This is a genomic window from Microcoleus sp. PH2017_08_TRC_O_A, assembly GCF_020738665.1.
GTDB lineage: Bacteria > Cyanobacteriota > Cyanobacteriia > Cyanobacteriales > Microcoleaceae > Microcoleus.
The window spans coordinates 22,948-46,461 of record NZ_JAEQCE010000021.1 but is presented as its reverse complement, the minus strand read 5'-3'; the positions used below and the strand labels follow the sequence as shown (position 1 = coordinate 46,461).

Annotated in this window: 26 protein-coding genes and 2 pseudogenes; 17 read left to right on the top strand and 11 right to left on the bottom strand. The window is 44.8% G+C overall.

Features of this window, described 5'->3' with window-relative positions:
- Positions 1 to 193: 193 nt before the first annotated feature.
- Entirely contained in the window at positions 194 to 2,281 is a 2,088-nt protein-coding gene (locus tag JGK22_RS09070; protein WP_293270184.1) for a thioredoxin domain-containing protein, read from the bottom strand.
- 126 nt (positions 2,282 to 2,407) lie between these two features.
- Between JGK22_RS09070 and JGK22_RS09065 the strand changes: the two genes are divergently transcribed.
- The 4 genes from JGK22_RS09065 (at position 2,408) to JGK22_RS09050 (ending at position 5,504) form a co-directional block, all read left to right on the top strand.
- Entirely contained in the window at positions 2,408 to 4,006 is a 1,599-nt protein-coding gene (locus JGK22_RS09065) for a PQQ-binding-like beta-propeller repeat protein (protein ID WP_293206461.1), read from the top strand.
- Between the two features lie 2 nt (positions 4,007 to 4,008).
- Positions 4,009 to 4,356, top strand: a complete 348-nt coding sequence (locus tag JGK22_RS09060) for a hypothetical protein (protein ID WP_293312721.1) — start codon at positions 4,009 to 4,011, stop codon at positions 4,354 to 4,356.
- Positions 4,343 to 4,840 (top strand): 2TM domain-containing protein, encoded by a 498-nt coding sequence (locus JGK22_RS09055; RefSeq protein ID WP_293180923.1) that lies wholly within the window; start codon positions 4,343 to 4,345, stop codon positions 4,838 to 4,840. The genes JGK22_RS09060 and JGK22_RS09055 overlap by 14 nt, the downstream gene beginning before the upstream one ends.
- Before the next feature lie 289 nt (positions 4,841 to 5,129).
- Complete coding sequence (locus JGK22_RS09050; RefSeq protein ID WP_293180920.1) at positions 5,130 to 5,504, top strand: hypothetical protein; 375 nt, start codon at positions 5,130 to 5,132, stop codon at positions 5,502 to 5,504.
- 94 nt (positions 5,505 to 5,598) lie between these two features.
- Here JGK22_RS09050 and JGK22_RS09045 read toward each other — a convergent pair whose 3' ends face one another.
- A complete protein-coding gene (locus JGK22_RS09045) occupies positions 5,599 to 5,865 on the bottom strand; it encodes a hypothetical protein (protein ID WP_293180917.1) in 267 nt (88 codons plus the stop codon).
- 254 nt (positions 5,866 to 6,119) lie between these two features.
- Between JGK22_RS09045 and JGK22_RS09040 the strand changes: the two genes are divergently transcribed.
- The 3 genes from JGK22_RS09040 (at position 6,120) to JGK22_RS09030 (ending at position 8,370) form a co-directional block, all read left to right on the top strand.
- The gene (locus tag JGK22_RS09040; RefSeq protein ID WP_293191094.1) at positions 6,120 to 7,343 is read left to right on the top strand and encodes a hypothetical protein; all 1,224 of its coding nucleotides are present in this window, start codon (positions 6,120 to 6,122) and stop codon (positions 7,341 to 7,343) included.
- Between the two features lie 10 nt (positions 7,344 to 7,353).
- Positions 7,354 to 7,587 (top strand): hypothetical protein, encoded by a 234-nt coding sequence (locus tag JGK22_RS09035; protein ID WP_293180911.1) that lies wholly within the window; start codon positions 7,354 to 7,356, stop codon positions 7,585 to 7,587.
- Between the two features lie 147 nt (positions 7,588 to 7,734).
- A complete protein-coding gene (locus JGK22_RS09030; protein ID WP_293180908.1) occupies positions 7,735 to 8,370 on the top strand; it encodes a restriction endonuclease subunit R in 636 nt (211 codons plus the stop codon).
- Positions 8,371 to 8,520: 150 nt separating this feature from the next.
- Here JGK22_RS09030 and JGK22_RS09025 read toward each other — a convergent pair whose 3' ends face one another.
- From JGK22_RS09025 to JGK22_RS09015, 3 genes are all read right to left on the bottom strand, one after another.
- Entirely contained in the window at positions 8,521 to 8,856 is a 336-nt protein-coding gene (locus JGK22_RS09025) for a ribulose bisphosphate carboxylase small subunit (protein ID WP_293154020.1), read from the bottom strand.
- Between the two features lie 46 nt (positions 8,857 to 8,902).
- Positions 8,903 to 9,316 (bottom strand): chaperonin family protein RbcX, encoded by a 414-nt coding sequence (locus JGK22_RS09020; RefSeq protein ID WP_293217842.1) that lies wholly within the window; start codon positions 9,314 to 9,316, stop codon positions 8,903 to 8,905.
- Between the two features lie 135 nt (positions 9,317 to 9,451).
- Positions 9,452 to 10,882 (bottom strand): form I ribulose bisphosphate carboxylase large subunit, encoded by a 1,431-nt coding sequence (locus tag JGK22_RS09015; RefSeq protein ID WP_293154026.1) that lies wholly within the window; start codon positions 10,880 to 10,882, stop codon positions 9,452 to 9,454.
- A gap of 540 nt (positions 10,883 to 11,422) precedes the next feature.
- On the opposite strand from JGK22_RS09015, the gene JGK22_RS09010 reads away from it, so the two are divergent.
- Positions 11,423 to 13,183 (top strand): serine/threonine-protein kinase, encoded by a 1,761-nt coding sequence (locus tag JGK22_RS09010; RefSeq protein ID WP_293206463.1) that lies wholly within the window; start codon positions 11,423 to 11,425, stop codon positions 13,181 to 13,183.
- Between the two features lie 375 nt (positions 13,184 to 13,558).
- Here the strand turns inward: JGK22_RS09010 and JGK22_RS09005 are convergent, their stop codons facing one another.
- Positions 13,559 to 14,299, bottom strand: a complete 741-nt coding sequence (locus tag JGK22_RS09005; protein ID WP_293206465.1) for a hypothetical protein — start codon at positions 14,297 to 14,299, stop codon at positions 13,559 to 13,561.
- Positions 14,300 to 14,541: 242 nt separating this feature from the next.
- Between JGK22_RS09005 and JGK22_RS09000 the strand changes: the two genes are divergently transcribed.
- The 6 genes from JGK22_RS09000 (at position 14,542) to JGK22_RS08975 (ending at position 18,737) form a co-directional block, all read left to right on the top strand.
- On the top strand, positions 14,542 to 15,039 hold the full coding sequence (locus JGK22_RS09000; protein ID WP_293180899.1) for a GNAT family N-acetyltransferase: 498 nt from the start codon (positions 14,542 to 14,544) through the stop codon (positions 15,037 to 15,039).
- Positions 15,040 to 15,059: 20 nt separating this feature from the next.
- The gene (cbiE, locus tag JGK22_RS08995; protein WP_293224695.1) at positions 15,060 to 16,268 is read left to right on the top strand and encodes a precorrin-6y C5,15-methyltransferase (decarboxylating) subunit CbiE; all 1,209 of its coding nucleotides are present in this window, start codon (positions 15,060 to 15,062) and stop codon (positions 16,266 to 16,268) included.
- 170 nt (positions 16,269 to 16,438) lie between these two features.
- Complete coding sequence (locus JGK22_RS08990; protein WP_293217851.1) at positions 16,439 to 16,783, top strand: hypothetical protein; 345 nt, start codon at positions 16,439 to 16,441, stop codon at positions 16,781 to 16,783.
- A gap of 4 nt (positions 16,784 to 16,787) precedes the next feature.
- On the top strand, positions 16,788 to 17,177 hold the full coding sequence (locus JGK22_RS08985; protein WP_293206469.1) for a hypothetical protein: 390 nt from the start codon (positions 16,788 to 16,790) through the stop codon (positions 17,175 to 17,177).
- A 21-nt stretch (positions 17,178 to 17,198) separates the two neighbouring features.
- Positions 17,199 to 18,227 (top strand): nucleotidyl transferase AbiEii/AbiGii toxin family protein, encoded by a 1,029-nt coding sequence (locus JGK22_RS08980; RefSeq protein WP_293212097.1) that lies wholly within the window; start codon positions 17,199 to 17,201, stop codon positions 18,225 to 18,227.
- A 123-nt stretch (positions 18,228 to 18,350) separates the two neighbouring features.
- On the top strand, positions 18,351 to 18,737 hold the full coding sequence (locus JGK22_RS08975; RefSeq protein WP_293191103.1) for a DUF433 domain-containing protein: 387 nt from the start codon (positions 18,351 to 18,353) through the stop codon (positions 18,735 to 18,737).
- A gap of 48 nt (positions 18,738 to 18,785) precedes the next feature.
- Here JGK22_RS08975 and JGK22_RS08970 read toward each other — a convergent pair whose 3' ends face one another.
- The 4 genes and pseudogenes from JGK22_RS08970 to JGK22_RS08955 form a co-directional block, all read right to left on the bottom strand.
- Positions 18,786 to 19,139 carry a XisI protein gene (locus tag JGK22_RS08970; protein WP_293180884.1) on the bottom strand — a complete coding sequence of 118 codons (354 nt, stop codon included), beginning with the start codon at positions 19,137 to 19,139 and terminating at the stop codon, positions 18,786 to 18,788.
- Positions 19,114 to 19,496, bottom strand: a pseudogene (locus JGK22_RS08965) (type II toxin-antitoxin system VapC family toxin). The gene JGK22_RS08970 and the pseudogene JGK22_RS08965 overlap by 26 nt, the downstream one beginning before the upstream one ends.
- Positions 19,496 to 19,705, bottom strand: a complete 210-nt coding sequence (locus tag JGK22_RS08960) for a DUF2281 domain-containing protein (protein ID WP_293312718.1) — start codon at positions 19,703 to 19,705, stop codon at positions 19,496 to 19,498. The pseudogene JGK22_RS08965 and the gene JGK22_RS08960 overlap by 1 nt, the downstream one beginning before the upstream one ends.
- A 610-nt stretch (positions 19,706 to 20,315) precedes the next feature.
- Positions 20,316 to 20,464, bottom strand: a pseudogene (locus JGK22_RS08955) (transposase); the annotation flags it as partial.
- A 21-nt stretch (positions 20,465 to 20,485) separates the two neighbouring features.
- Between JGK22_RS08955 and JGK22_RS08950 the strand changes: the two are divergent.
- Positions 20,486 to 21,751 (top strand): transposase, encoded by a 1,266-nt coding sequence (locus tag JGK22_RS08950; protein WP_293191107.1) that lies wholly within the window; start codon positions 20,486 to 20,488, stop codon positions 21,749 to 21,751.
- On the opposite strand, the gene JGK22_RS08945 is transcribed toward JGK22_RS08950, so the two are convergent.
- Positions 21,743 to 22,762, bottom strand: coding sequence for a type IIL restriction-modification enzyme MmeI (locus JGK22_RS08945; RefSeq protein ID WP_293180872.1), 1,020 nt, complete (start codon positions 22,760 to 22,762; stop codon positions 21,743 to 21,745). The two genes, JGK22_RS08950 and JGK22_RS08945, sit on opposite strands and share 9 nt — an antisense overlap.
- Before the next feature lie 270 nt (positions 22,763 to 23,032).
- Here JGK22_RS08945 and JGK22_RS08940 point away from each other — a divergent pair, with 270 nt between their 5' ends.
- Together JGK22_RS08940 and JGK22_RS08935 are read left to right on the top strand one after the other, a co-directional pair.
- A complete protein-coding gene (locus JGK22_RS08940; RefSeq protein ID WP_293181169.1) occupies positions 23,033 to 23,236 on the top strand; it encodes a type II toxin-antitoxin system HicB family antitoxin in 204 nt (67 codons plus the stop codon).
- Positions 23,233 to 23,451 carry a type II toxin-antitoxin system HicA family toxin gene (locus tag JGK22_RS08935; protein ID WP_293180869.1) on the top strand — a complete coding sequence of 73 codons (219 nt, stop codon included), beginning with the start codon at positions 23,233 to 23,235 and terminating at the stop codon, positions 23,449 to 23,451. The genes JGK22_RS08940 and JGK22_RS08935 overlap by 4 nt, the downstream gene beginning before the upstream one ends.
- Positions 23,452 to 23,514: the final 63 nt, after the last annotated feature.

The following is a 23,514-nucleotide window of genomic DNA, read 5'->3' as shown; positions in this document are numbered from 1 at the left end:
TACGAACCAGTTTGTAGTAAGGACTTTAGTCCTTCTTTTTCTCTAAAGGTTTGTAGTAAGGACTTCAGTCCTTCTTTTTCTTAAAAGGTTTGTACTAAGGACTGAAGTCCTTCTCCTCTAAAGGTTTGTAGTAAGGACTTCAGTCCTTCTTTTTCCCTAAAAGTTTGTAGTAAGGACTGAAGTCCTTCTCCTTCTATACTCGCGTTTGACTGTGCAGAATTTCTGCTAACAGCATCTCTTGGCTTTTCGCAGGTTCTTTGCAAGTCAAACACTCACAAACTAACCCGATAACACCTTCAGGTAAATCAGCCTCAATCTGACAGACAGCAGTCGGATAATACCGCGAAATCAATCCAGAAATCTGGTCGGGCGACGTGCGAATTAGGGTAGAATGCTGGTACCAATCTAAAGCCGAAAGTAGACTCGGACAAGCTTGGGGACTATCTCGGACAATACTGCTGAAAGCTTGCAAAGCTTGTTGGGCGCGATCGAGATATTCTAAATTTTGACCCAGCAGCGCCAAGCGAACCAAAGAGGCGATCGCAACTCCATTAGCCGCCGGAGTAGCATTGTCAGTATAACTGCGTTCCCGCACCAACAAATCCCCGCTAGCATCCTTAGCAGTATTGTAATACCCGCCCAATTCCAAGCTCCACAAAAACTCATCAAACTCATCTTGCACCCGCACAGCTTTCTCCAACCAAAACTGAGAATTCGGCAATTGCTGTACAGATTCCCCGTTTCCTAACATCAAACTCGCTTGATGCAAATCCAACAAAGCTTTCACAAACAAAGCATAATCTTCCGACTGCGCCGCCACCGCCGATTGTCCGTCATAATTCAGTCGCTGAAACCGCCCGTCAATCCACTGATTGTCTAAAATAAAATTAGCAGCTTTCACAGCCAATTCCAAATACTCAAAATTCCCAAAAACAGCCGCCGCCCGCGCCAAACCCGAAATCATTAAGCTATTCCAAGCCGCAATCATTTTCGTGTCAGTAACTGCGGGAATTCTCCCCGGCCAACTGTCGTTTTTCGCTTCTTGATTGTTGCGGGCTGGCGGAAAGGTTTGCACAGTATCTGGATGGCCGCCGTAGCGCAGAGCAAAAAGTTTAGCTAAAGCCGTTTCTGCCGTTGCATTGAATTTTCCCGGATGTCGGCGCTGCAATACATTTTTGCCTTCAAAATTGCCACTGCGACTAATATCAAACTGTTCTTGAACTTCAGCAAATTCCTCGACAGTTAACAGCGTTTGTAGTTCGGTGTAAGTCCAAACATAAAACGCTCCTTCTTCCGGCTCAACTTCCTCTGAAGTGTTAAAACTGTCAGCATCCTGTGCTGCGTAGAAATAGCCAGTCGGCGCAGTCATTTCTCGCTTCAACCATTCTACTGTCCGCGCGATCGCACTTTCAAAAGCTGGCTCTTCAATTCCCGCACTCCACAAATTCGCTAAATACTCAACAATTTGACCGTTATCGTAGAGCATTTTTTCAAAGTGCGGCACAGTCCAAGTTGCGTCAACCGTGTAGCGGTGAAATCCCCCCGCTACGTGGTCGTAAATGCCGCCCAAGGCTAAGTCTAAGCCGCGCTGAGTGCAGACTTGTTTGCTGTCATATTTTGCATCAAAATTAAAGCGCGTTCCCCGCAGTGCTAAATCAGCATAGGGCATCATTGGAAAACTCGGCCCGGGGTTACTCCGGGCAATAATTCCGGTATTGAGTTCTAAGCCTTTTTGGAAGACTTCGCGATTTAATTCTGCGGTTGTTACTGACAGCAGCGCCGACTGGTGGAGGTTGTCTAAAATTTCTCCTTTGAAGGCTTGCAATTTGCGCTTTTCTGTATCGTAAAAGCGGCGAATAGATTGCAACACTTCTAAAAATCCGGGGCGTCCGTAGCGCGGAGTTACGGGGAAATAAGTGCCACCGTAGAAGGGAACTCGCTCGTCGGGAGTGAGAAAAACGTTGAGAGGCCAACCGCCTTGGCCCGTCATCATTTGCAAGGCTTGCATATATATGCTGTCGATGTCCGGGCGTTCTTCGCGATCGACTTTTATCGGTACAAACTGCGAATTCATGTATTCGGCGATCGCGCGATCGGAAAATGCTTCTCCTTCCATCACTGTACACCAGTGGCAACTAGAGTAGCCAATTGACAAAAAAATCGGTTTATTTTGGCCCAGGGCCGTTTCTAAGGCTTCGTCGCACCAGGGCCACCAGTCGATCGGGTTTTCGGCGTGTTTCCGCAGGTAAAGGCTTTGGGATTGAGCAAGACGGTTGACCATAATCAAAGATAATTTAACTTGTGCTGAGTAAGTTTGTCAGTTATTTAGCAGTTTAGCGTGAGATGTTTTAGTTAAGTTTTGGCGACAATCATGTTTTAATATTATTACTGATTATCTCGATATAAAATGAGTTTATCATCTCGTCGAAATTTCAATCAACGGCTCGGACATTTTTTGTTGAGTGTTGTAGTTCCTCCTGTCATTCTCAAACAGTGCCAATCCGAACCATCTGAAAAAGCAGAACCATCTAACAAGCCTCTATTAAAAAGCAATAGTGACTCCAAAAAACAGGCAAAAAAATTAGTTCAAGAAGTAGAATTATTCGTACCGACTTTTTTGGGAAATGACCAGCGCAGGTTTTACGGTAGAGGTGTCCCCAAAGGCTTGAAGTTAATCAAGAAATTTGAGCTAGGAAGCGGCCGGACTTTTTTGGGAAGGCAATCTCAAGTTTGGAGTGGTGCCGGTTGGACTGGACAGCCAACAATTACCAGAGATCGGGATAAAACTTATTTAATTATAGGTGCTTTTGACCACTATTTGCACAAAATAGACATGGCGACAAATAAAGAAGTTTGGCGCTATGAATTTGATGATATAATTAAAGGAAGTTCAACAATTTATATCGACAAAACAGCCAACGCCGAAAACAGAATTGTGATTTTGCAAGGCAGCCGCAGTGGCGGTGGTGGCAAAAATCTTGTCCCGAGTTTTAGGGCAATATCTTTTAGAACCGGTAAGGAACTGTGGAAGTTGGACATCCGGAGAACGCCCAGCTACAGTCAGGATAACGATAGCAGTGCTTTGTATCTGGGCGATGGCCTGTTGTTCAATGCGGGGGAAAATGCGATCGGCTATTTTATCAATAGTTCTGCCAGCAAAGCTAAAGTTAAACAAGGAATTAAGCAACCGCAGATCTTGTCGGAAGTACAGCTTTATGCGCCAGGAGATATCAGCAAGCACGGCGGTAACTTGGTAGCAGAATCATCACCTTCTCGGCTCAAAGATAGACTGTTTATAGCTGCGGGTTCTGGACATATTTATGGGATAAGTATTAAAACAAAAAAGATAGTATGGGATTTCTATACTGGTTCAGATATTGATGGAAGTGCTGTAATATCTAAATCGGGGAAACTGTTTTGTGCGATCGAAAAACAATACATTGCAGGTAACGGCGGAGTCCTCAAACTAAATCCGAACAAAGAACCGAATGCCAGCGTCGAATGGTTTTTGCCAACCGGAAATCGCCGACTTTCAGGCTGGGAAGGCGGAATAATCGGTTCGGTGGCGTTGAATGATGAGTACAATCCTGGGGGATTTCCAGCGCTATTTGCCACAAATGCGATCGATGGCAATTTGTACATCGGTTCCCAAGATACGATTACAGGTAAAAAGAATGCTGTACCTTGGCGAAATCAGTCTTACGATACTCCGGTAATCGTGTTTAAAAAGGAGATTGGTTCTTCGATTTCTACTCCGATATTTACTGATGGCAATAAACTAATTAGTGCGGGATATAATGGTGTTTATTTGTTTGAGTTGAAGTGGGAACGAGCGAAGTCGGGGGATAAGAATGCTTTGAAAAATGCTAAGGGCGAGTTTTACCGTTTGAAGGTAAAAGAATCGGGTAGATTTAAGCCGGGTTTATCGTTTGAGGCGACACCTGTTGTTTGGGATGGGCTTGTGAGGATTTGCGCCCGGGATGGCTGGATGTATACTTTGGGTTAGAATTGATATTTTCCACAATACAGCAGCAACAGGCAAGATGCCTGTTCCACAATACAGCAGCAACAGGCAAGATGCCTGTTCCACAGCAGCAACAGGCAAGATGCCTGTTCCACAATACAGCAGCAACAGGCAAGATGCCTGTTCCACAATACAGCAGCAACAGGCAAGATGCCTGTTCCACAACTAATCAATTATCTTGTGGAATGGGCATCTTGCCCGTTCGATCGACTTTCGGCAGTTTCCGGGTGTTGAAATCCGCCAATGGCACCACCTACCGTTTAACAGCGCTTGTCTCTATCATAGAAAGGATATCAGGAATTATAGGAAACTTATTATATGGCGACCAATGACAGTCAAATAAATCAAATTTACGGTGCTGAGGATGCCCAAGGTATTTTACAGCTTGCGATCGCACGGCGACAAGATGACGGCGAACTTTCCCGAGTGCAGCTTTTCGAGATTGGGGCGGAATTAGGCATTTCCGAACAGGATATCGTGGCGGCGGAACAGCAATGGTTAGCCACTAGAGGTGAATTTCAGGAAAAGCTGGTTTTTAACTCTTACCGTCGCGGCAAATTGCGAAAAAACTTGACAAAATACGGCATTGTCAATACTTTTTTAGTTTTGTTTAATCTAGCAGGATCCCACGAGCTTTCTTGGTCACTCTTCATTTTACTAACCTGGGGATTGGGATTGTCGCTGAATGCTTGGAATGTTTATCAAACTGAAGGGGAAGATTACGAACAAGCTTTTGGGCGGTGGCGTTTGAAGAAACAGGTGGGAGAGTCTATCGGCACTGCGACGGATAAGTTTATGAAGTGGTTGCAGTCTTGATATTCAGTCACTCTTTTGTCAATGACATATTTATCAGCTAAAGTCTGCGATTAATTCACAAACTTCGCAATTACAGAGGAAACTAATCAATTTTAACATCAGGCTTCATCGCCCTGACTTCTGCTTTTAGATGAGGATTTAACCTCCAGGCGGGCTATTGCGAAGTGGCAACAATTAATTGCAAATGTAATTAAGTTCGATCGCGCAATCCCAACCTCAACCAAAAAATGCTATAATACCAACTTTAACTGCTAAACATATCCGCGAGCCGAAAACACAAGAAAATCTTATGGTGATTATTACCTCACAAGAAATTGCCCAATTTCGATCGCAATTAGCGGAATATCCCGCAGCCCTCAAAGCCCTAGACGAAATCGAAGATTGTGAAGGCAACATCGAAGATGCAGCTATTTCTCTAGCAATTCAAGCTGGACAAGAACCGAATATCTCTGAAAACTGGTTGGATGGATTGGCAAAAAGATGCCGCGTTGCTATTTGCAAATCTGAGGTAAAAGAAGAGTTGATAAACGGACAATTGAATGCTGCTTTTAGAGATTTAGTTGCTGCCAAAACTTGCCCGCAGATTTTGGTAACATCGGTGATTATTTATGTATTTAAAACTGGGGTAAATGATTTTTGCGAGCCTCTTGAATATCAGTTGTAAAGGTATCGATGGAGTTAAGATTCCCCGATTTCCCAAAACATGATACAACGAGGGGATTGCGTAGAGATAGCTACGCTGCGCGTACTTTTATCTATCACTGTGCGCGGCTGTAGCTAGCGGGTACGACATCCGGTGACAAACCCAAAGATTTCCCCAGCAAGCGAGCAAGTTGCACTAAAAAATTAGCAGTATCTTCGTCACCTTCCCGGGCCATTGAAGCTGATATCTGGATTAGCATCTGCACAAATCCCGCATCTATTAAATCGGAACAGGAACTTAAAACCTCTGGTTCTTGACCGTTGGGACAGGTAAGCACTCGCTCGATCAAGTTCAAATAAGCCTCTTGACGTTCTGGATTCATTTTGGGGGGAAATGTACAGTAAATAATTTATTATTACGTTTAACTCGGTTCTGTCAATCAGGCGATCGCACAAGCGATCCCCGTCTTTCCTCTAGAAACTCCATTCAGTCAGGAATAGACAGAAGCTTAAAGAAAATCTTAAGTTTTTTGATGCTACTTTAGTGGAGATCTCGGCGCTGATGCCGCACCCTACAATTTAAGGGTAAGGTGCTGATGGCGCACCCTACAATTTAAGGGAATTAGGAATATCAAACATGAAAATAGGAATATTTTTAGGAAATCTCGGAAATCCCGCCATCTACTATCCGACACTAGGCAAAATTACTGGCGGAGTCACTGCTAGCATTTTTCTGTGCCAATTGTTGCAATGGCAAACACAACAGTCTAACTCGGGCGAATGGGTGAAAACTAACAGCAGCGAAATTGAAAAAGCTACTGGTTTAAATCGCGAAGAACAGGAATTAGCGATACGGCTGCTGAAAGTGCGATCGCTCCTGAAAGCAAAATCCACAAATCCCAACACCGACACTCTCGAACTCTGGGCGGATATTGACGCCTTCGAGGAAAAATTTAATAACTTGTTGACACCTACTTCCGGCGATAGCATAACACAAACAAGCCGCGAAAACAACAATCTTCCTCTAGAAATATTTGCCGAAACTTACACCCCAGAGCGTGCGGTTAAAACTGACAAGTTTTTCGGGCAACCGCGGCAGCAAATAGCGGTTGCAGTCAATCCAAATTATCGATTTAGCGGGCCTTGGAATTCCCAAGAAGAACTGCATAACTTTCAGCGAGCTTTAGAAGAATATGCCAGACAGCATAACTTATGGTTTGGCAATCCTTCGGGATGGGCTTTTAAAATTATTGATAGCATGACAAAGGGCTTAACTTCGACTTTTTGGGACGAGTTTATCGCGGGAATTCCTTTAGGAGAAAGTCAGAAAGTTAAGCGGGAGTGGGAAATTGAGCCGGAAGTGCCTTATCCGGCGTTTGAGGAGGAGCGAATTCAGTATTACGTGCACAAGGGCGAACCGCTGGAAGCAGCGGTATCTAAAGCTCGTGCTGATTTGAGAAACCCGGTTTTGGGGAAGGATTTGTGGGAGGGTTTTTTGCGAAAGTGCGATCGCCTTGCGGATGATGCGCTCAAAGCCAAAAACCAAGGGGTAGAAACCGCATATTTACCGTCTTCCTTCAACGAAAGACCGCAAATTACCAAAGAAAGTGTGATGAATAAATTAGGGGCGATCGCGCCGCAATTTGCCCTTAATCCATCCACATCTGAACCAATTCCTGAACCGCCAAAAATCGAACAACAACAGCCACCAACTACAGACGAAATCCCGAGTATTTCGTTTTTGCAAAAAGCTTACCAAACTTCTCTCGGTCGAAGTATAGTTGAAAAACAAATTGCTGCTAATCCAGAATGGGGCTATGAAATTTTTGACGGTGAAATTGTAGAATCTATCCCTTTTTAATGAGGCTAAAATGAAACGAATTAGCGATATCAATCCGCTGGGAAGTGAGCGCCCAAATCCTTCTAATCCAGAAAGAGAAAAGCTGCGTCAGGAAAGATTGCAGCGCGAGAAAAATTCAGGTTTTCAGCAGTTAATAGAGCTTTGTATTTTGGGCGAATACGACATGGCTAAACAACTTGCAGCCAGAAATTCTAGCTGGGGTTATGAAATAGTTGATGGAGTTGTAGTGGAGCAGATAGATTAGGTTCGTAGTGAGGACTTTAGTCCTTTCAAGTTCGTAGTGAGGACTTTAGTCCTTTCAGCCTCGGTTTTAAGGACTGAAGTCCTTACTACAAACCTAGTTTTGTGCATATGTTATAATTACAATAGAGACTTAATTTGTTTGAAGATTATGACAGTTATTAATGCCAAAAACTTAACATTAGGAGAAGTCCACCGTCTTTTCGGCTTACAAAAGCACTACAACAGCTCATTTACCTCGCTGTTATCCCTTGAAGATATAACAGAACACGAACAGCAGGAACTTATACAAATCCGGGATGACTTCGATGACTACATCTCTACCGATCGCGTTTCTGAAGGATTGGTACAAGCTCTGACTACTTTTCCCTTAATGCGATTAGCTGGCTTCTACCGCCCACCTATTAAAATTAGTCTAGAACAAGACATTGCCGAAATTAGCATTGAAGATGAAGACATAATCATTAAAGGGCGGTTTGATATTTTGGCAGTCAATAAATTAAAATCATTAAGAAGTGAAACATCTTTTTGGGTTTTAGTGATTGAAACTAAAAATTCAGGAATCAACGCATTTATGGGTTTATCCCAATTGCTTACCTATGCTTATCAAAATTTAAAATATCAAGACGCAATCTGGGGTTTGACAACCAATGGAATGGAATATCAGTTTGTCAATATCCGTCGTGGAAATCCGCCCACCTATCAGTTAATGCCTTTGCTAAATCTGATGGAACCAGAATCTTCAGTTGTGTTGCTGCAAGTGTTCAAAGCTATTTGCAAGCTCTAACAATCCAATCTTGAAACGGCGGAAGCAGCTTTTATATGTACAGAGGCGGTTTCAACCGCCGAGTCTTCTGCACAAAAAAATGAGGCGGGGAGAATTCCCACGCCTCAATTTTTAGCTAGCTTTTTCTCTACAAAATAGAGTTGTTAAAGCTTAGTAGCCTCTGGTGTTAGGCTTGTGCACGATGAAGCTCAGCACTTGGCACTGCTTCACGTTGTCAAAACCCATGACGCGGATGTAGCAGGTGGGGTTTTCAGAGCGGCAAGCTTGAACTTCAGTCATGATTTCTTGGACGCTGCGAGCACCAAACAAAGGCAACTTCCACAATGTCCAGTAGCGCATTTCAGCGGCAGAGGTTTCGTTGAATTCTACGCCGGGAATATAGCCTTGATCCAAGATGTATTGCAGTTGCTTGGCAATTTGGGCGTCTGTCAGCGGGGGCAAATATGACAGAGTTTCGTAACGACGCTCTTTAGGTAAAGTCTTCATTTTTTGTATCTCTAAGGTGTGTGTTCGATTCGCCAAGTGCGATCGATTAACTCGACAAATTATCCAGATTCGGTTCAGAATCTATTGAGGATGTTTCAGGATTACTGCTAGAAACAGACCAATTAAGTTGCGTAATTCGCTCCAAATGCTGGCGTCTGTGTTCCATATTCGACTGTTGAATGCCAGTACAAACCATTTCTGGCAAAAATTCCGTCACATCGTGCGCCAGATATTCTCGCACCGTCATGATCCGAAATCCTAAATCTTGATTTTCCCTCAGCAGTTCCTCAATGTAAGCTTCTCCATCTTGGATTTTGCCCTTGGTGGAAAAGTCATTCAGCCAGATTGCCAGAGGAGGATTGGTTTCGCTCAACTGAGCTACAACAATCCGCACGGATTGATAGGTTAGGTAACTTGCCAGCACCTTAGCGGTGTCTTTCGCAACTTGTTTGAGATCCATTTGACCCCAGCTCCCTCAAATTTTAGGTTTTGAATTTTAGATTTTGGATGCAAACTTACTTGTAAATCTTCTTCAAAGATAAAGACTTAACAGCAAGTTTGCGACCTAAAACTTAAAATCTCTAACCAAAAATCATCAAACGGTATCCATTGCCTCGAACTCAAACTTGATTTCTTTCCAGAGTTCGCAAGCAACAGCCAATTCAGGGCTCCATTTGCAAGCTTCGCGAATGATGTCTCCGCCTTCGCGCATCAAGTTGCGGCCTTCGTTACGAGCTTGAACGCAAGCTTCCAATGCAACGCGGTTAGCTGCTGCACCAGGTGCGTTACCCCAAGGGTGGCCCAAGGTGCCGCCGCCGAACTGCAAGCAGGAGTCGTCGCCGAAGATTTCAACCAAGGCTGGCATGTGCCAGATGTGGATACCACCGGAAGCAACTGGCATGACACCAGGCATGGAGGCCCAATCTTGGGTGAAGTAAATACCGCGGCTGCGGTCTTCTTCGATGTGGTCTTCGCGCATCAAGTCTACGAAGCCCATCGTGATGCCTTTTTCGCCTTCGAGTTTGCCCACAACTGTACCGGAGTGCAGGTGGTCGCCGCCGGACATCCGCAAGCACTTGGCAAGCACGCGGAAGTGGATACCGTGGTTCTTTTGACGATCGATCACGGCGTGCATAGCGCGGTGAATGTGCAACAGAATACCGTTGCGACGGCACCATTTGGCCAAGCTGGTGTTTGCAGTGAAACCACCGGTTAGGTAGTCGTGCATGATGATGGGGGTTTTGATTTCTTTGGCGAACTCAGCCCGTTCCATCATTTCTTCAAAGGTAGGGGCGGTTACGTTGAGGTAGTGACCCTTGACTTCGCCAGTTTCTGCTTGAGCTTTTTCAATAGCTTCTTGAACGAACAAGAAACGATCGCGCCAACGCATGAACGGTTGCGAGTTGATGTTTTCGTCGTCTTTGGTGAAGTCCAAACCGCCGCGTAGAACTTCGTAAACGGCGCGGCCGTAGTTCTTAGCAGACAGACCCAATTTGGGCTTAATTGTACAACCCAGCAAAGGACGGCCGTACTTGTTCAATTTGTCGCGCTCAACGGTAATACCGTGAGGAGGGCCTTGGAATGTTTTCAGGTAAGCAATGGGAATCCGCAAGTCTTCTAACCGCAGAGCACGCAGAGCTTTGAAACCGAAAACGTTACCAACCAAAGAGGTCAGCAAGTTGGTGACGGAACCTTCTTCAAACAAATCCAAAGGATAAGCGATGAAGCAGATGTATTGGTTGTCTTCACCGGGAACTGGCTCGATGTCGTAGCAGCGACCTTTGTAGCGGTCGAGGTCGGTCAGGAGGTCAGTCCACACAGTTGTCCATGTACCGGTGGAAGATTCAGCAGCCACAGCAGCTCCAGCTTCTTCTGGGGGAACTCCTGGCTGAGGTGTGACGCGGAATGCTGCCAAAATATCTGTATCTTTCGGCGTGTAGTCCGGTGTGTAATACGTTAGTTTATAGTCTTGAACTCCGGCTTTATACCCAGCCTTTGATTGAGTTTGGGTTTGCGCGTAAGCCATATCTCGCTTCCTAGTATTCGCTTAATTTTTTTGCCCGATCGCAGGCTCTTAGAAATATATCAATAAAGTGGCGCGTTACAATTTTAATATTCTTTTAATCATCATAAGTATTGTTTATTTAGCTTTACATTAGGAAATTTTATGTAACATATCTTATCAAACAAAAGTGGCGAAGGATGCAGGGCTAAGGGTTGGGGATCGATGAGATTTTAGATTTTAAATTTTAGATTTTAGATTGGAGAAGGAGAAAAAATTAGTCATAAATACTTAAATCATGGTGGAGATCGATTAAATTTTAGATATTAAATTTTGGGTTGGGGGTAGGAAAAAATTAGTTATAAATACTTATAGAACTCCAAAGGTACGTTGTTGGGCTTCAGCCCTCTTCTAATATATGTAAAGAGGGCTGAAGCCCAACAACGTACCTAAAAGTCGGCAGCATAGCACATAATATGGACAGGACTTGTGCGGCAAACCGGGTTTCTGCGTTAGCTGCACGTAAGTCTACTATGGATATCTAGCCCCATCTTTACTCTGGTTGTGCCTCACCCCCCTTCACAAGCCGTCCACTGCATCAATCCAGATTGCCCAAGGCCTTACCCTCAGACTTGGGGCAACAATTTTTGTCAGAGTTGCGGGACTCCGCTGCGGCTAAAAAATCGCTACATACCTCTACAAGGGCTCGGTACCGGGGGTTTTGCAGCTATCTACACAGTTTGGGACGCAGAAACTCAAACCGAGCGCGTCCTCAAATTGTTGCTCGAAACTTCTCCGAAAGCGCTAAAACTGTTCGAGCAGGAAGCTTGGGTTTTGGCAATTTTGCGGCACCCCGGCGTTCCAAGAGTCGAGCCGGACGGTTATTTTCACGTCCAAACCCAAAATTTGGGAGGCGGGGATGGAAATGCCACAGGGAGGCGCTTACCTTGTTTGGTAATGGAAAAGATTCACGGCAAAACTTTAGAAGAAATTCTTGAAGATCACCCTCAGGGATGTCCGCAGGAATGGGTGTTTAGCTGGCTGAGTCAAGCTGTGCAAATTTTAGAGGAGTTGCATCGGTGTCAGATTATTCACCGCGACATTAAACCCTCCAATTTGATGCTGCGAGACCCGGAGTCGCCCCAAGTGTTGCTGAGCAAGGGTTTGGGCGGTTTGCAATTGGTGACGATCGACTTTGGGGGAGTTAAACAAATGGGCGGTGTCGAACCAATGGGGAAAGATTCTGCTTCTTCGACGCGGTTGATTTCGCCTGGGTACAGCCCGCCGGAACAAATTGTTGGGGGCCAAGTTGTCCCGGCGACGGATTTTTATGCCCTCGGGCGGACTTGCATTCATTTGCTGACGGGGAAGTATCCGGCGGAAATTGAAGATCCGATGACGGGGGAGTTGCGCTGGCGCCACATTGTGTCTGTGAGTCCGGCTTTTGCGAATTTGTTGGATGATATGGTGCGATCGAATATACAGCAGCGTCCGGCTTCGGCTGCGGATGTTCGATCGCGTTTGCAAGATATTTATGCTAAGAGTAAGGGCAAAATTGCGTTAGCCCCAGTCAGTCAAGCTATTGTGGAATTTTGCCGGCAAGTGGTGGTGGCGACGGCGCAAAAAACGGCAAGTTTGACGGTTTTGGTGTTCGGCGCGATCGCCCAACTTGTAGTAGCTTCTCTGGATACGGGCTGGGAAATGGTGCTCGGTGGGGTTGGTGGATCCGCAGGGGCGATCGGCGGTTTGGTTTTGGCCTATGCTTCGCCTATTGGCCCGGAATTTGCGAGTTTTTTGAATGAAGGTTTGCACCAATTAATTCCTTATATGAGTTTTAATGTCGGCCCGGAAGTGCTCTTGTTTGCTTTTGCGGGCTGGGGCACTGCGATAGGTTTGACGGATGCGGGGAGTTTTCGCCAGCAAAAACAGTATTGGCTGTCGGGATTGATGGGTGCTCAGGGCTATTTGTTGGCGAGTTTGTGCTGGATGGAAGCGACTGCTTTTAGCGGCGTGCAGGGGATTATTTTGGGGGCATTTGCGATCGCCACTTTAACCATCGGCATGGGTTTGCGGAGTCACCAATTAGCGCACGCTTTGGTGGTGGCTGCTTGTTCGACGGGAATGTTTCTATTTTTGAATGCTTTGAGCATTTTTCCAGGGAGTTTTTTAGGAATTTTGGATCTTTCGTCTGGTTATCCCTTCGGCTGGTTGCAGATTGGGAGTTCAATTGCATTTTTTGGTTTGTTGGGAAGTGCGATCGGGCTTTGTTTGGGAGTTAGTCATTATTTGGTTGTGCCTTTGTTAAGGTGGTTGGGTTGGAAGTAGGAATTAACTAATTAAATATTCAACATTTCACCTCAAATTCAGATCCCCCTAAATCCCCCTTAAAAAGGGAAACTTTGAGAAGGCTCTTGTCCCCCCGACCTAAGCGGGGTTAGGGGGTTTCTCCGGGTTTTAAAACTCTTGTGGGGTAGGCTTCTAGCCCGCCCCAAAATCTACAATTTAGAGGCTAGACAGCTTATAATCTAATACCGTTTACTTAAGACCGCCCTGAGGGTAAAACCCTATGATAAATAGATACGGAGATTGCTTCGTTCCTCTCTTCGGACTATTCTAAGTAAACCGTATTGGTGTATAAGCAGCAACTGTCAAAATTATGCGGTCGCCTACATTCATAAAAAAGCAACAAAACTTGTTGTTTTATTTGATAGTTAATTGGGCTGATTTTATCCGATCGCCCATTTTACCCGTAATCGCAATCTTTCCGGGGCGCAGCGCCCGAAACGTGCCCGGTTGCGCGCCCATATGATGAAAGGTGCGATCGAGTAACGGCCGCGAATTCGGAGGCTTGGTTGGCGCACCAGGCCCCGGTTCCTGATAATCTGGAGTCCGCAGCCCGAAAGTTAATGGGGGTAGCAAATTGCCTTTTGAATCAGAGGCGATCATTTCAAAGGTAATGCGATCGCCCACGCGCACTGTCGCCACTTCTGGCTGAATCCGAACATCCCAATCTGGCGGATAAACAACACCAGACATCAAGAGTGTTTTTTGTCCTGTTTTTGCCAACACGGTAAACTTTCCCGGCGCAATTCCCGTCACAGTTCCATCTTGGGAAAGTTGGATAACTTTGGTATCTTGTGATGACCAAACTGCTGGTTTTACCAACAATGCGAACTCAGATACTCCGCAATCTGAACCGCTGCCTTCCCCGATTTTTAGTTTAACGTTTTTACCTGCAATTAAAGGGTTAACGTCTTCAAATTTGTAAGCCAGACAAGGAGTTGTTTTAAAGATACCGAGAGTGGTTTTAAAGATGCCTGCCGTCACCACGATCGCATCCCACGCGGTACAACCAATTGCTACCAGTACCAGCGCAACTGAGGTTCCGTAGCCGACGGTGATTATTTTTTGTTTTCGATCAAACTGATGCCAGTCTCTCATTGTTCTTTCGATCGCACTTTCCTCAAAAGTTACTTGCCTCTAAGGGCGATCGATCTATTTCTGTATGCCAAAAACAAAATTGGCATAGGGTTCGATAAAATATATTAAAATTTCGATATTGTCTAGTGCGAGCTTCTAGATCGCACTGTATGGTTAATCGATCGGATATAATATCATGGTAGACTAGATATTTGGTGAATCAGGTTTTATAAGTTTGCGAACTGTTGACAAATAGAAGTCCAATGATACTTGAAACTGATAGATTGATTTTGACACCGATTGTAGAGAACGATCTCAACAAGCTGCACGCCATTTTTACCGATTCCTATGTCAGGAGATATTTGTGCGACGGTCAAATTTGGTCGCTAGATCCAGTGGAAGAAATGATCGAACAGAACGAACAACTGTTTGGAGAAAAGAAATTCGGCTTGTGGTTTATCGAGAGAAAGAACGATCGCGAAGTTATTGGATTTGTGGGGTTGTGGTATTTTTTTGAGGAACCGCAGCCGCAGTTGGTCTATGCGCTGTTGCCGAAAGCTATTAAAAAAGGCTACGCTACTGAAGCATCCACCAAAATATTAGAGTATGGTTTTGATGGACTTGGATTAGATTATCTGGTTGCAAGTTGCGATCGCCCAAACATTGAATCATGCAAATTAGCAGCCAGACTCGGGATGAGACAAGTAGAAGAAAGGATTGTCAATGAAAATCCCATATTATTCTTTAGAATCGATAAGTAGTAATTAGCAGTCAGGGCGCAATGCACAAATGGCTTTCGGTGGTGGGAATTGGCGAAGACGGACTTTCGGGATTGAGTTCGATCGCCCTTTCGTTACTCGATCGATCTAAAATCGTTGTCGGTGGCGCGCGTCACCTCGCAATGCTACCCACCGACGACACCCGCGAAAAATTAGTTTGGGCTTCACCACTACAAACCACAGTTGACAGCATCATCAGCCGTCGCCCAGAGGCTGTTTGCGTGCTCGCAAGTGGCGATCCGATGTGTCACGGGATTGGTGTCACGCTGTCGCGCCGGATTCCGATCGCCGAAATGACTGTGATTCCCGCAGCATCGGCTTTTAGTCTGGCTTGCGCCCGTTTGGGTTGGCCTCTGGCGGATGTTGAGACTTTCAGCTTAACAAATCGCCCGATCGCCTCGATCGCCCTTAGTTTCTCTCCCGGTGCGCGGTTGCTAGTCTTGAGTGCCGATCGACACACGCCGGGAAAGGTCGCCGAATTGTTGACACAGCGCGGGTTTGGCAGCAGTTTGATGACCGTGTTCGAGCGGATGGGGTCGGAGGCGGAACGGCGGATCGAGGGAGTTGCAGCAGCTTGGAATGCGACGGATTTAGCCGATTTGAATGCGATCGCCATTGCAGTTACAGCCGATCGCGAAACTCTGATTGTTTCCCGCACCTCCGGCTTACCGGATGCAGCCTATCGCCACGATGGACAGTTGACAAAACGGGAGGTTAGAGCCGTTACGCTGTCGGCGTTAGCGCCGATTCCGGGGGAGTTGCTGTGGGATGTGGGCGCGGGCTGCGGTTCGATCGCGATTGAGTGGATGCGGAGTCATCGGAGTTGTCGGGCGATCGCGATCGAGCGCCATCCAACTCGACTGCAATACATCGCTGAAAATGCCTCTAATTTGGGTGTTTCGGAACTCAAAATTATCACGGGTTCAGCACCGGATGCTTTGGCAAATTTGCCTCAACCAGATGCTATTTTCATCGGTGGCGGTGTCACCGCAGAAGGTTTGCTAGAAACTTGTTGGAATGCTTTGGGTGAAGGCGGGCGTTTGGTGGTGAATGCGGTGACGATTGAAAGCGAACTTAAGATTTTGCAATGGCATTCTTTGCATGGTGGGGAACTGATTAGAATTGGGATTCAGCGGGTTGGTGCGATCGGTTCTTTTCAGGGTTGGAAACCGCTTGCACCGGTGACTCAGTGGGCGGTTGTTAAGAGGTAATATCAATTCTGATTGGATCGGATTGATTTAACCACAGAGTACGCAGAGAACACAGAGGAAGAGATCAGAGAGATGAATCATTCCGATGAAGAGCGGATTTAATCTAAAAGGCGATCGATCTTATTCCCAAAAAGCTATAATCAGTAATATCCTCTGGAATGAAAGTGAAAATGCCAGACGAATCATCTGTAGATCCTTATCTAGATCAACTGTTTGAAGACTATTCCAACACTGAAGTTATTGAACTACAGCAATATCTGTCTGAATGGGATAGAGGAACTTATCGAACTGTGGCCCAAAGTGTGTTAGACCATTCACAAAGAAAAGGATTCGATCCACTCAAATATCTGCGTAAGGCACACAACTTCAGCACTAGAGGTGCTGTAAGAGTTCCTCGCACGGGATATCGGCAGGATGGAGCCGCTGTTTACAGAAAGGGAAATGAGTTTTTAATTGTTCGATCCGATCGGTATGGTGTTGAAAAAATCGTGACTTATGGCATCAATGAGGAATAGAAATATGACACAAGTTCAAAACAAGTTAGCGATTCAGCAAGATATTATTGTGCAGCTTTTGGCACAGTTGACGGTTGACTATCAAAACACTAAATCAGAGCGCAAAGAGATAGCTCAGAACTATCTTGGTTCCGAGGAAGAGTTTTCATTTCTGGAGGAGCTTGAGTTAGTGACAGTCAGTATTCGTGGTTATGCTAGTCAGATTGAGACTAGCGCAGGGGTTGAAATTCGCGAGGAAGCGATCGCAGACTTACATCACCTTCGGGTGTTCGATCGTTCTGCGATTGCTAATTTTTATCATGAGATGCGATCGGGCTATCTTCAAATGCGGTCTTATATCCGAATGCTAGACTATTTGCGACTGCTGGTGTTGGAGTATTTGCAAATGGAATAGAGAAGGAGTTTTGCAAAGAAGATGAACGATAAAGAAATAGCAACCGCATTTAAAATCCCCGCAAAAATGCCATTTCTTCAGGCTATATGCTGGCAAATTGCTAATGTCAAAAATCTGAGTGTCCCGGAAATGCTATGTCGCTACGAATCTGGCTGGCATTATTGGGGAGTTTTGGGAGAACCCAACTCTGAGGAACTAATTTTTATTCAACAAATTAGCCAACATTATCAATCTTGGCTGGTAGCGGAACTATTAAGCATTGGCCAGCCCCAAGAAACAGAAAAACTGGTAAATTTTAAACCCATGTTTAAACGTGAAATTCATCAAAAAATATTAACTGTACTCAGCCACTTGAATGTCGAGTTTTTGCAGGAATGTCGCGCTTATTTTGGTGGCCCAACCCTGATAAGTATGGAACATGAGGAATATCGGTTAAGCCAAGATATTGACTTTATGTGTCCGATGGATGGTGGCTACAGTCTCCTGCGCCGAAAAGTGGCAGAAGCTGGCTATGATGCGATTTTTGCTAATCGCAATCGCATTTTTCTCCCCAACGATATTCAATCAAACCAATACGGCATCAGATTTCCAGTTATTGTGGATGATACTACAATTAAATTCGAGATGGTTTGTGAAGGGCGAATTCAGTTTGGCGAACCAAATTATCCTAATTGGTCGCCTGTTCCTTGCTTGAATCAAATCGATATTATAGCAGAAAAACTGTTAGCAAATGCAGACAGATGGCCGAGCGAGCTGGTAAACTCTAGAGATTTAATCGACTTGGCAATTCAAAGGTTAGCGAGTCCGATTCCCCAAGAGGCGATCGACAAAGCTGAAGCAGCTTATCAAGTTATGAAACCGCTAAATCGAGCGATTCAGTATTTCCAAGAGCGTCCCGATTATCGGGAAAGATGCTACGATATTTTAAGTATTGCAGAACCAGATCGAGTTATTGACGGTATCGATTTATTAGCTCAGGATTTAGGTAGGAAAATCACAGTCAGGACATTTTGCGAGACTATTTCTCCGTTTCCTGGATCTTTGTCGTAATATCATGTCCGGGCGATTACATAATAAAAAAGGTTCGTAATGAATCAAACAATAATGAACGCGGGCATCTTCTGTCCACTACGCTAAGATGAAGGCAGATTTACATTGTCTTATGAGGTCGTTATGACCAGTTTGCTATCGTCTACAAGTATTTCTCGCTATGTCACCCGCAATCTTGAAGTTTTGCAGGGGGAACCGATTATTGCAGGTACTCAATTGACTGTACGGGATATTGTGGTGTTTTGGAAATCAGGAATAAAGCCTGAAGAAATCCCACAGAAGTTACTGCAACTCGTGACGGGTGCTCAAGTTTTTGATGCGATTAGCTTTTATCTGGATAATCAGCCAGAAATAGACGATCGGATTGCTTGGTACGAGGCGCGTCCGATGTTGAATGTTTCGCCTCTTTTGAGATGCAATCCGTTGTTGAATGAAGTCACGGAATATGTTGCAGCCTATCGGCACGATCGAAATACCGATATCGATTTTCCTGAGTCTGAAACTCTATGACTCAATATATTCTCGATACCGACCATATCACACTGCTGCAACACTTTCCTATGCAACTCCAAACCCTGTATACTGTCGCGCATACGGAGGCTGAACTCCTAACACGATCTCTTCTTTGGCAATCCCCATTTCTACTAATTCATCAGCAAAACTTCGATCGGTTTGATTGCGCTGAATCCAAATTTTTCCATCTTTGATATCTAAGTGAATGAAGCAGTTATAAATACGGTCATGTTCATTCCATCCTAAATCGATAACCAAATAGCGATCGCGTTCTTTGTCAAAAACGAATTCTACTTCTATCTGACCATTAATCGGCGGGTCTTCACCCGATTCGAGCAGTAACTTTTCGATGCACTGGCGATAAAAATCTAGTTTATGTCCATAGTCTTTGAACAGCATAAGCATCAAACATTTCATCACGGCTGACTAAAACTAAAGAATGATTAATGGATTGGGCAATTAAAATGCGATCGAATGGATCGCGATGATGGAATGGTAGGTTGCGAACCCGTACAGTATCCGCAAATGAAATTGGCAGTAACAAGATGCCAGCAGCAGGTAACTGAGCTTCGCTGCATAGTCTGATTGCAGCGTCAGTTTACCAATGCTGATTTTGATGGCAATTTCCCAAAGACTGGCAATACTCAAATAGACTCTATCGGCGGATTCAATCTGCTCTTTCAATGCAACTGATAGGTTAGGAGCATTTTCTGAAAACCAAATAAAAGTGTGAGTATCGAGGAGCAATGTACTCATTACATATACTCCTGGAAATCCTCTAATGGTGCATCAAAATCATCAGAAAGCGGTAAGATAAATGTGCCTTTCATCATCCCGGCTTGACGTTTCTTTTGAGGAGGATTTACGGCAACCTCATTATTTGCATATTTTGCAGCTAAGAATTCTACATAGTGCAAAACTTCCTGTTTTAGGGAATCTGGTAATTTGACTAAGGTTTCTAGCATTAGATCGCCTCTTGCTGGATAAAATTATGATAACAATTGCCAAGCAAAACTTACCGATCGCTTCCAACTTCCGCCAAATGCCAGAACGTCATCCCATTTTCCGCATGACTGAGCAAAATCCCCAAATCTTCGAGGCTTTCTAGACAGTCGAGAATCACTTTTTGTTTGCGATTTGCGCCTTTGAAATGGGCGGTGACTTGGGCGGCTGTCCATTCACCGCTTTGGGTGCGAAATAAGTCGCGGATGGCCCAAAGTTGCTCTTTCAGGGTTTTGGGGAAAGGTTGTTGTTCCGTGGGGGAGACGGCGATTTCTGTTTCGGTTATGATACCTGCAAGGGATGGTTGGACGTAGGTTTCGCCTGGGGCTTGGTAGTCGGGACGCAGCCAGCGAATTAGTCCGTTGCGTTCTTCTTCGGCGCGTTGGGCGTTGAGGGTGACGAGGTTTTCGAGGATTTGGTCGTCGGTGAGGGTTGCTTCCCAATCATAGGCGGCAAATACGGCGCGATCGAGTTCGTCGTGGATTTGTTTGAGGGTGGAGACTAGGGCTTTTTGATAGCGCTTCGCTTAACGGGTGGGGAATTGCCACTCTTTAAGTAAACGCGCAGCACAATTTAATTTGGTACTGATTGTTGTTCAACGTATTTTTTAGCTGTTCAATCGTAACGCCACCACAACTAGCTACAAAATACGAGCCAGTCCAGAACACAGGCTTATAGTAGAAATTGCTGAGATATTCCGAAAATTCTTTGCGGATTAACCGAAAACGATTTAGGATAATGACATGATGATAACGTACCAGTACCGAATTAAGCCTAACTCCGAACAAATTGCCATCATGGACAATTGGTTGGAGTTGTTGCGTCGGCACTGGAATTATGCTTTAGGACAAAGGTTGGACTGGCTACATCGTACTCGTTGCCGGATTGACCGATGCTCAATTATCTCAGAGCCCATTGGCAAAATACCTGAAACCGCCAATTATTACACTCAGCAATCAGCACTCAAGGAAACCAAAAAAATATTTCCTGAGTACAAAGATATTTATTCTGAAGTTCAGCAAATCAATATTCAAAGATTAGAAAAAGCTTGGTGGCGTTGGTTAACACCGGATAAAACCCTTAAACGTGCTGGTAGACCACGCTTTAAAAAGAAAGGTGAATTACGTTCGTTTTGTTTTTCTAGAGTCAATCACCCAAAAGCAGCTTGTTTTTTAACAGGAACTACATTACGAATTCCCAGAATTGGAGAAATACCAGTAATTGTACATCGTCCTATTCTTAACGGATTTACACTCAAAACGGCAACCATTGTTAAAAAAGCCGATGGTTGGTATGTTTGCTTAAGCATAGAAGATGGCAGTGTACCGACACTAATGCCAATAGATACCATAAAAACAGCAGTTGGCATTGATGTCGGTTTAGAAAAATTTTTAGCGACATCAGACGGTAAAATTGTCCGGATTCAACAAACAAGAAGAAAAGCTCAAAATCATTTAGGTAGACAACAAAGGAAGTTAGCAAATCAACAAAAAGGCTCCGCCAACTATCAAAAGCAAGCTAATAAGGTCGCCAAAATTCATCAACGAATTCAGAGACAGCGAAAAGATTTTCATTATAAAACAGCACACTTCCTGGTAAGACAATATGACTTAATTGCAGTTGAAGACCTGAATATAAAAGGACTTGCTCGTACTCACTGGGGGAAATCAATTTTAGATGCAGCTTGGGGAAGTTTCATGACGATACTGGAAGCAGTGGCGGTAATACGCGGCGTTCGTGTTGTTAAAGTTAACCCGAATAATACATCTCAAGATTGCTCAGGGTGTGGAGTTAAAGTTAAAAAAGATTTATCAATTAGGTGGCATTCTTGCCCTCATTGCCATACTGAATTAGACCGTGATATTAATGCGGCAATAAATATTTTGCATAGAGCAATTGAGGATTTTAAAGCGGTGGGACTCATCGTTTCTGCTTGTGGAGGCTTAGAGATTACTCAGCCATTGAAACAAGAAGCAAAGGAAATGTTAGCTGGGTTTCAGTTAGAATAATTCTTTTGAAGCCCCCGTTAACCGAAGCGGTATAACGGGGGAGAACGTCACCAACGTTCCAAAAATCGCCGGTTCCACATTGCACCAATCCCGCTTCGCCGCCTGTAACAACACTTCCAACTGCGTCTTTGTCAACGCAAACGCCTGGGATTCCGCAAACAATCCGCCATTAAACCGCAACAGTTGGCCATGAAAGCCAAAACTCGTCCCCTCATTCATCGCCTCCCACAGCGCCTCTACCTCCGGTTTAAAAGTCTTCGGGTTAAGAATCCATCGCGTTTCCAGCGCGTGGGTAAACAGATGTTCCTTCAGCAACCCCACATCCTCAGCAAACATGGTGAAAATACAGCGCATCAAAAACTGGGCGACTTGCTGCGGATCGACATTTGCTTCCATCCCCTTCGCCAACTCTGCCAAATCCGCCGCCACTTCCCGCGTCACCCGCGCTGCAATTTTCTCTGGGTTGCGCTGCTGCGGATTGCTAAATATATCGACAAACAGATCGAAAACATCCGGCTTTCGCAACTCTGTCAGCGCAATTTCTCGCCGCGCCCCGTAGCCGCCGTAATCGCCGCTAAACCCCATCCACAATTCAAAATGATCGCCAATATCACAAGTTAACAAAAACGGCGGTTTGCTGGTGAAAGTTCGAGTATAAGCAACTGCTTGCACAAACGCTTTTTCCATCTCTCGCAAATAGGTATTCGTTCCCCGTTTTGCCGTTCCTTTTTTACCAGTCGTGCCGCCCTGTTTTGCCTCAATCAAAAAATGCTCGGCTTTGTGAAAATCGATAAACCATGAAGTCACTTTCCCGCTGGGGTGAAAGGTTTTGACATCTTTATCAAAGCAGTAAGGATCGTTGGGAATTCTGCCTTTATCGATCGGGCGATCGACTCCCAGCGCATCGCACATTTCCGCAAAAAACAACTGGTAGTTGGCGCGTTCATTGCCGCTAGAACCTGCCCACCGATTGATGAATGTTTCGACTCTGGTGCGATCGACCTCATTCATGCTTCAATCCTGCTGCTTGCTTTTTCCTTATTTTATAATTAGATCGGTTCGGATTGGCGATTTATCTGGCGATTTTGCTTTATAGCAACCGCCTTGGCGGTTAGGACGCTTTACTATTGATATTTGCTATAATATGTTTGACGATATTCCTAGATACAGGCGGACTCAAAAACCCGGCTTCTGCCTTAAAGTCGATCGTTCACAACGAAGATTTTGCCTAGGAACCGGGTTTTTATGGCTTTAGTGCGTGAAAAATACCTCAATAAATCTATGAAAATTAGAGCGATCGTACATCCCGCAGAAGAAGGTGGCTATTGGGCAGAAGTTCCAGCGCTTCCCGGCTGCATTACTGAAGGAGACACGATAGAAGAAGTAATAATTAATTTAAAAGATGCGATCGAAGGTTGGCTGGAAGTTGCTAATAGTCGTGAAGCAATTGCCTCCACAGATCGAGTTGTGGAAATTGCTGTATGAAATCTATTTCGGGCAAGCGACTTTGCAAAATAGTAGAGCAGAAAGGTTGGGTTCTGAAAAGAGTTACTGGCAGTCATCATATCTATGAAAACCCGGAACTAGAACAAATTTTGTCAATTCCTGTTCACCGAAATCAAGATTTGAAACTTGGAACCTTGAGAGCTTTAATGAAAATAGCTCAGCTATCTGAGGAAGATTTACAAAGTTTTTCTTAAGTATAGCAGGTTTCATAAAAATCAGGAATTACGTAATTTCTAAAGCAAAAAGGTTGGGTTTCC

Coding starts and splice junctions, on each gene's coding strand:
- JGK22_RS08990 (WP_293217851.1), top strand. CDS start 16,439: ATGCCAGACGAATCATCTGTAGATCCTTATCTAGATCAACTGTTTGAA.
- JGK22_RS09055 (WP_293180923.1), top strand. CDS start 4,343: ATGGCGACCAATGACAGTCAAATAAATCAAATTTACGGTGCTGAGGAT.
- JGK22_RS09020 (WP_293217842.1), bottom strand. CDS start 9,316: ATGGATCTCAAACAAGTTGCGAAAGACACCGCTAAGGTGCTGGCAAGT.
- JGK22_RS09030 (WP_293180908.1), top strand. CDS start 7,735: ATGACAGTTATTAATGCCAAAAACTTAACATTAGGAGAAGTCCACCGT.
- JGK22_RS09035 (WP_293180911.1), top strand. CDS start 7,354: ATGAAACGAATTAGCGATATCAATCCGCTGGGAAGTGAGCGCCCAAAT.
- JGK22_RS09040 (WP_293191094.1), top strand. CDS start 6,120: ATGAAAATAGGAATATTTTTAGGAAATCTCGGAAATCCCGCCATCTAC.
- JGK22_RS08945 (WP_293180872.1), bottom strand. CDS start 22,762: ATGAATGAGGTCGATCGCACCAGAGTCGAAACATTCATCAATCGGTGG.
- JGK22_RS09045 (WP_293180917.1), bottom strand. CDS start 5,865: ATGAATCCAGAACGTCAAGAGGCTTATTTGAACTTGATCGAGCGAGTG.
- JGK22_RS08960 (WP_293312718.1), bottom strand. CDS start 19,705: ATGCTAGAAACCTTAGTCAAATTACCAGATTCCCTAAAACAGGAAGTT.
- JGK22_RS08975 (WP_293191103.1), top strand. CDS start 18,351: ATGACCAGTTTGCTATCGTCTACAAGTATTTCTCGCTATGTCACCCGC.
- JGK22_RS09025 (WP_293154020.1), bottom strand. CDS start 8,856: ATGAAGACTTTACCTAAAGAGCGTCGTTACGAAACTCTGTCATATTTG.
- JGK22_RS09065 (WP_293206461.1), top strand. CDS start 2,408: ATGAGTTTATCATCTCGTCGAAATTTCAATCAACGGCTCGGACATTTT.
- JGK22_RS09070 (WP_293270184.1), bottom strand. CDS start 2,281: ATGGTCAACCGTCTTGCTCAATCCCAAAGCCTTTACCTGCGGAAACAC.
- JGK22_RS08940 (WP_293181169.1), top strand. CDS start 23,033: ATGAAAATTAGAGCGATCGTACATCCCGCAGAAGAAGGTGGCTATTGG.
- JGK22_RS09015 (WP_293154026.1), bottom strand. CDS start 10,882: ATGGCTTACGCGCAAACCCAAACTCAATCAAAGGCTGGGTATAAAGCC.
- JGK22_RS09050 (WP_293180920.1), top strand. CDS start 5,130: ATGGTGATTATTACCTCACAAGAAATTGCCCAATTTCGATCGCAATTA.
- JGK22_RS08935 (WP_293180869.1), top strand. CDS start 23,233: ATGAAATCTATTTCGGGCAAGCGACTTTGCAAAATAGTAGAGCAGAAA.
- JGK22_RS09005 (WP_293206465.1), bottom strand. CDS start 14,299: ATGAGAGACTGGCATCAGTTTGATCGAAAACAAAAAATAATCACCGTC.
- JGK22_RS08970 (WP_293180884.1), bottom strand. CDS start 19,139: ATGCTGTTCAAAGACTATGGACATAAACTAGATTTTTATCGCCAGTGC.
- JGK22_RS08950 (WP_293191107.1), top strand. CDS start 20,486: ATGATGATAACGTACCAGTACCGAATTAAGCCTAACTCCGAACAAATT.
- cbiE (WP_293224695.1), top strand. CDS start 15,060: ATGCACAAATGGCTTTCGGTGGTGGGAATTGGCGAAGACGGACTTTCG.
- JGK22_RS08980 (WP_293212097.1), top strand. CDS start 17,199: ATGAACGATAAAGAAATAGCAACCGCATTTAAAATCCCCGCAAAAATG.
- JGK22_RS09000 (WP_293180899.1), top strand. CDS start 14,542: ATGATACTTGAAACTGATAGATTGATTTTGACACCGATTGTAGAGAAC.
- JGK22_RS08985 (WP_293206469.1), top strand. CDS start 16,788: ATGACACAAGTTCAAAACAAGTTAGCGATTCAGCAAGATATTATTGTG.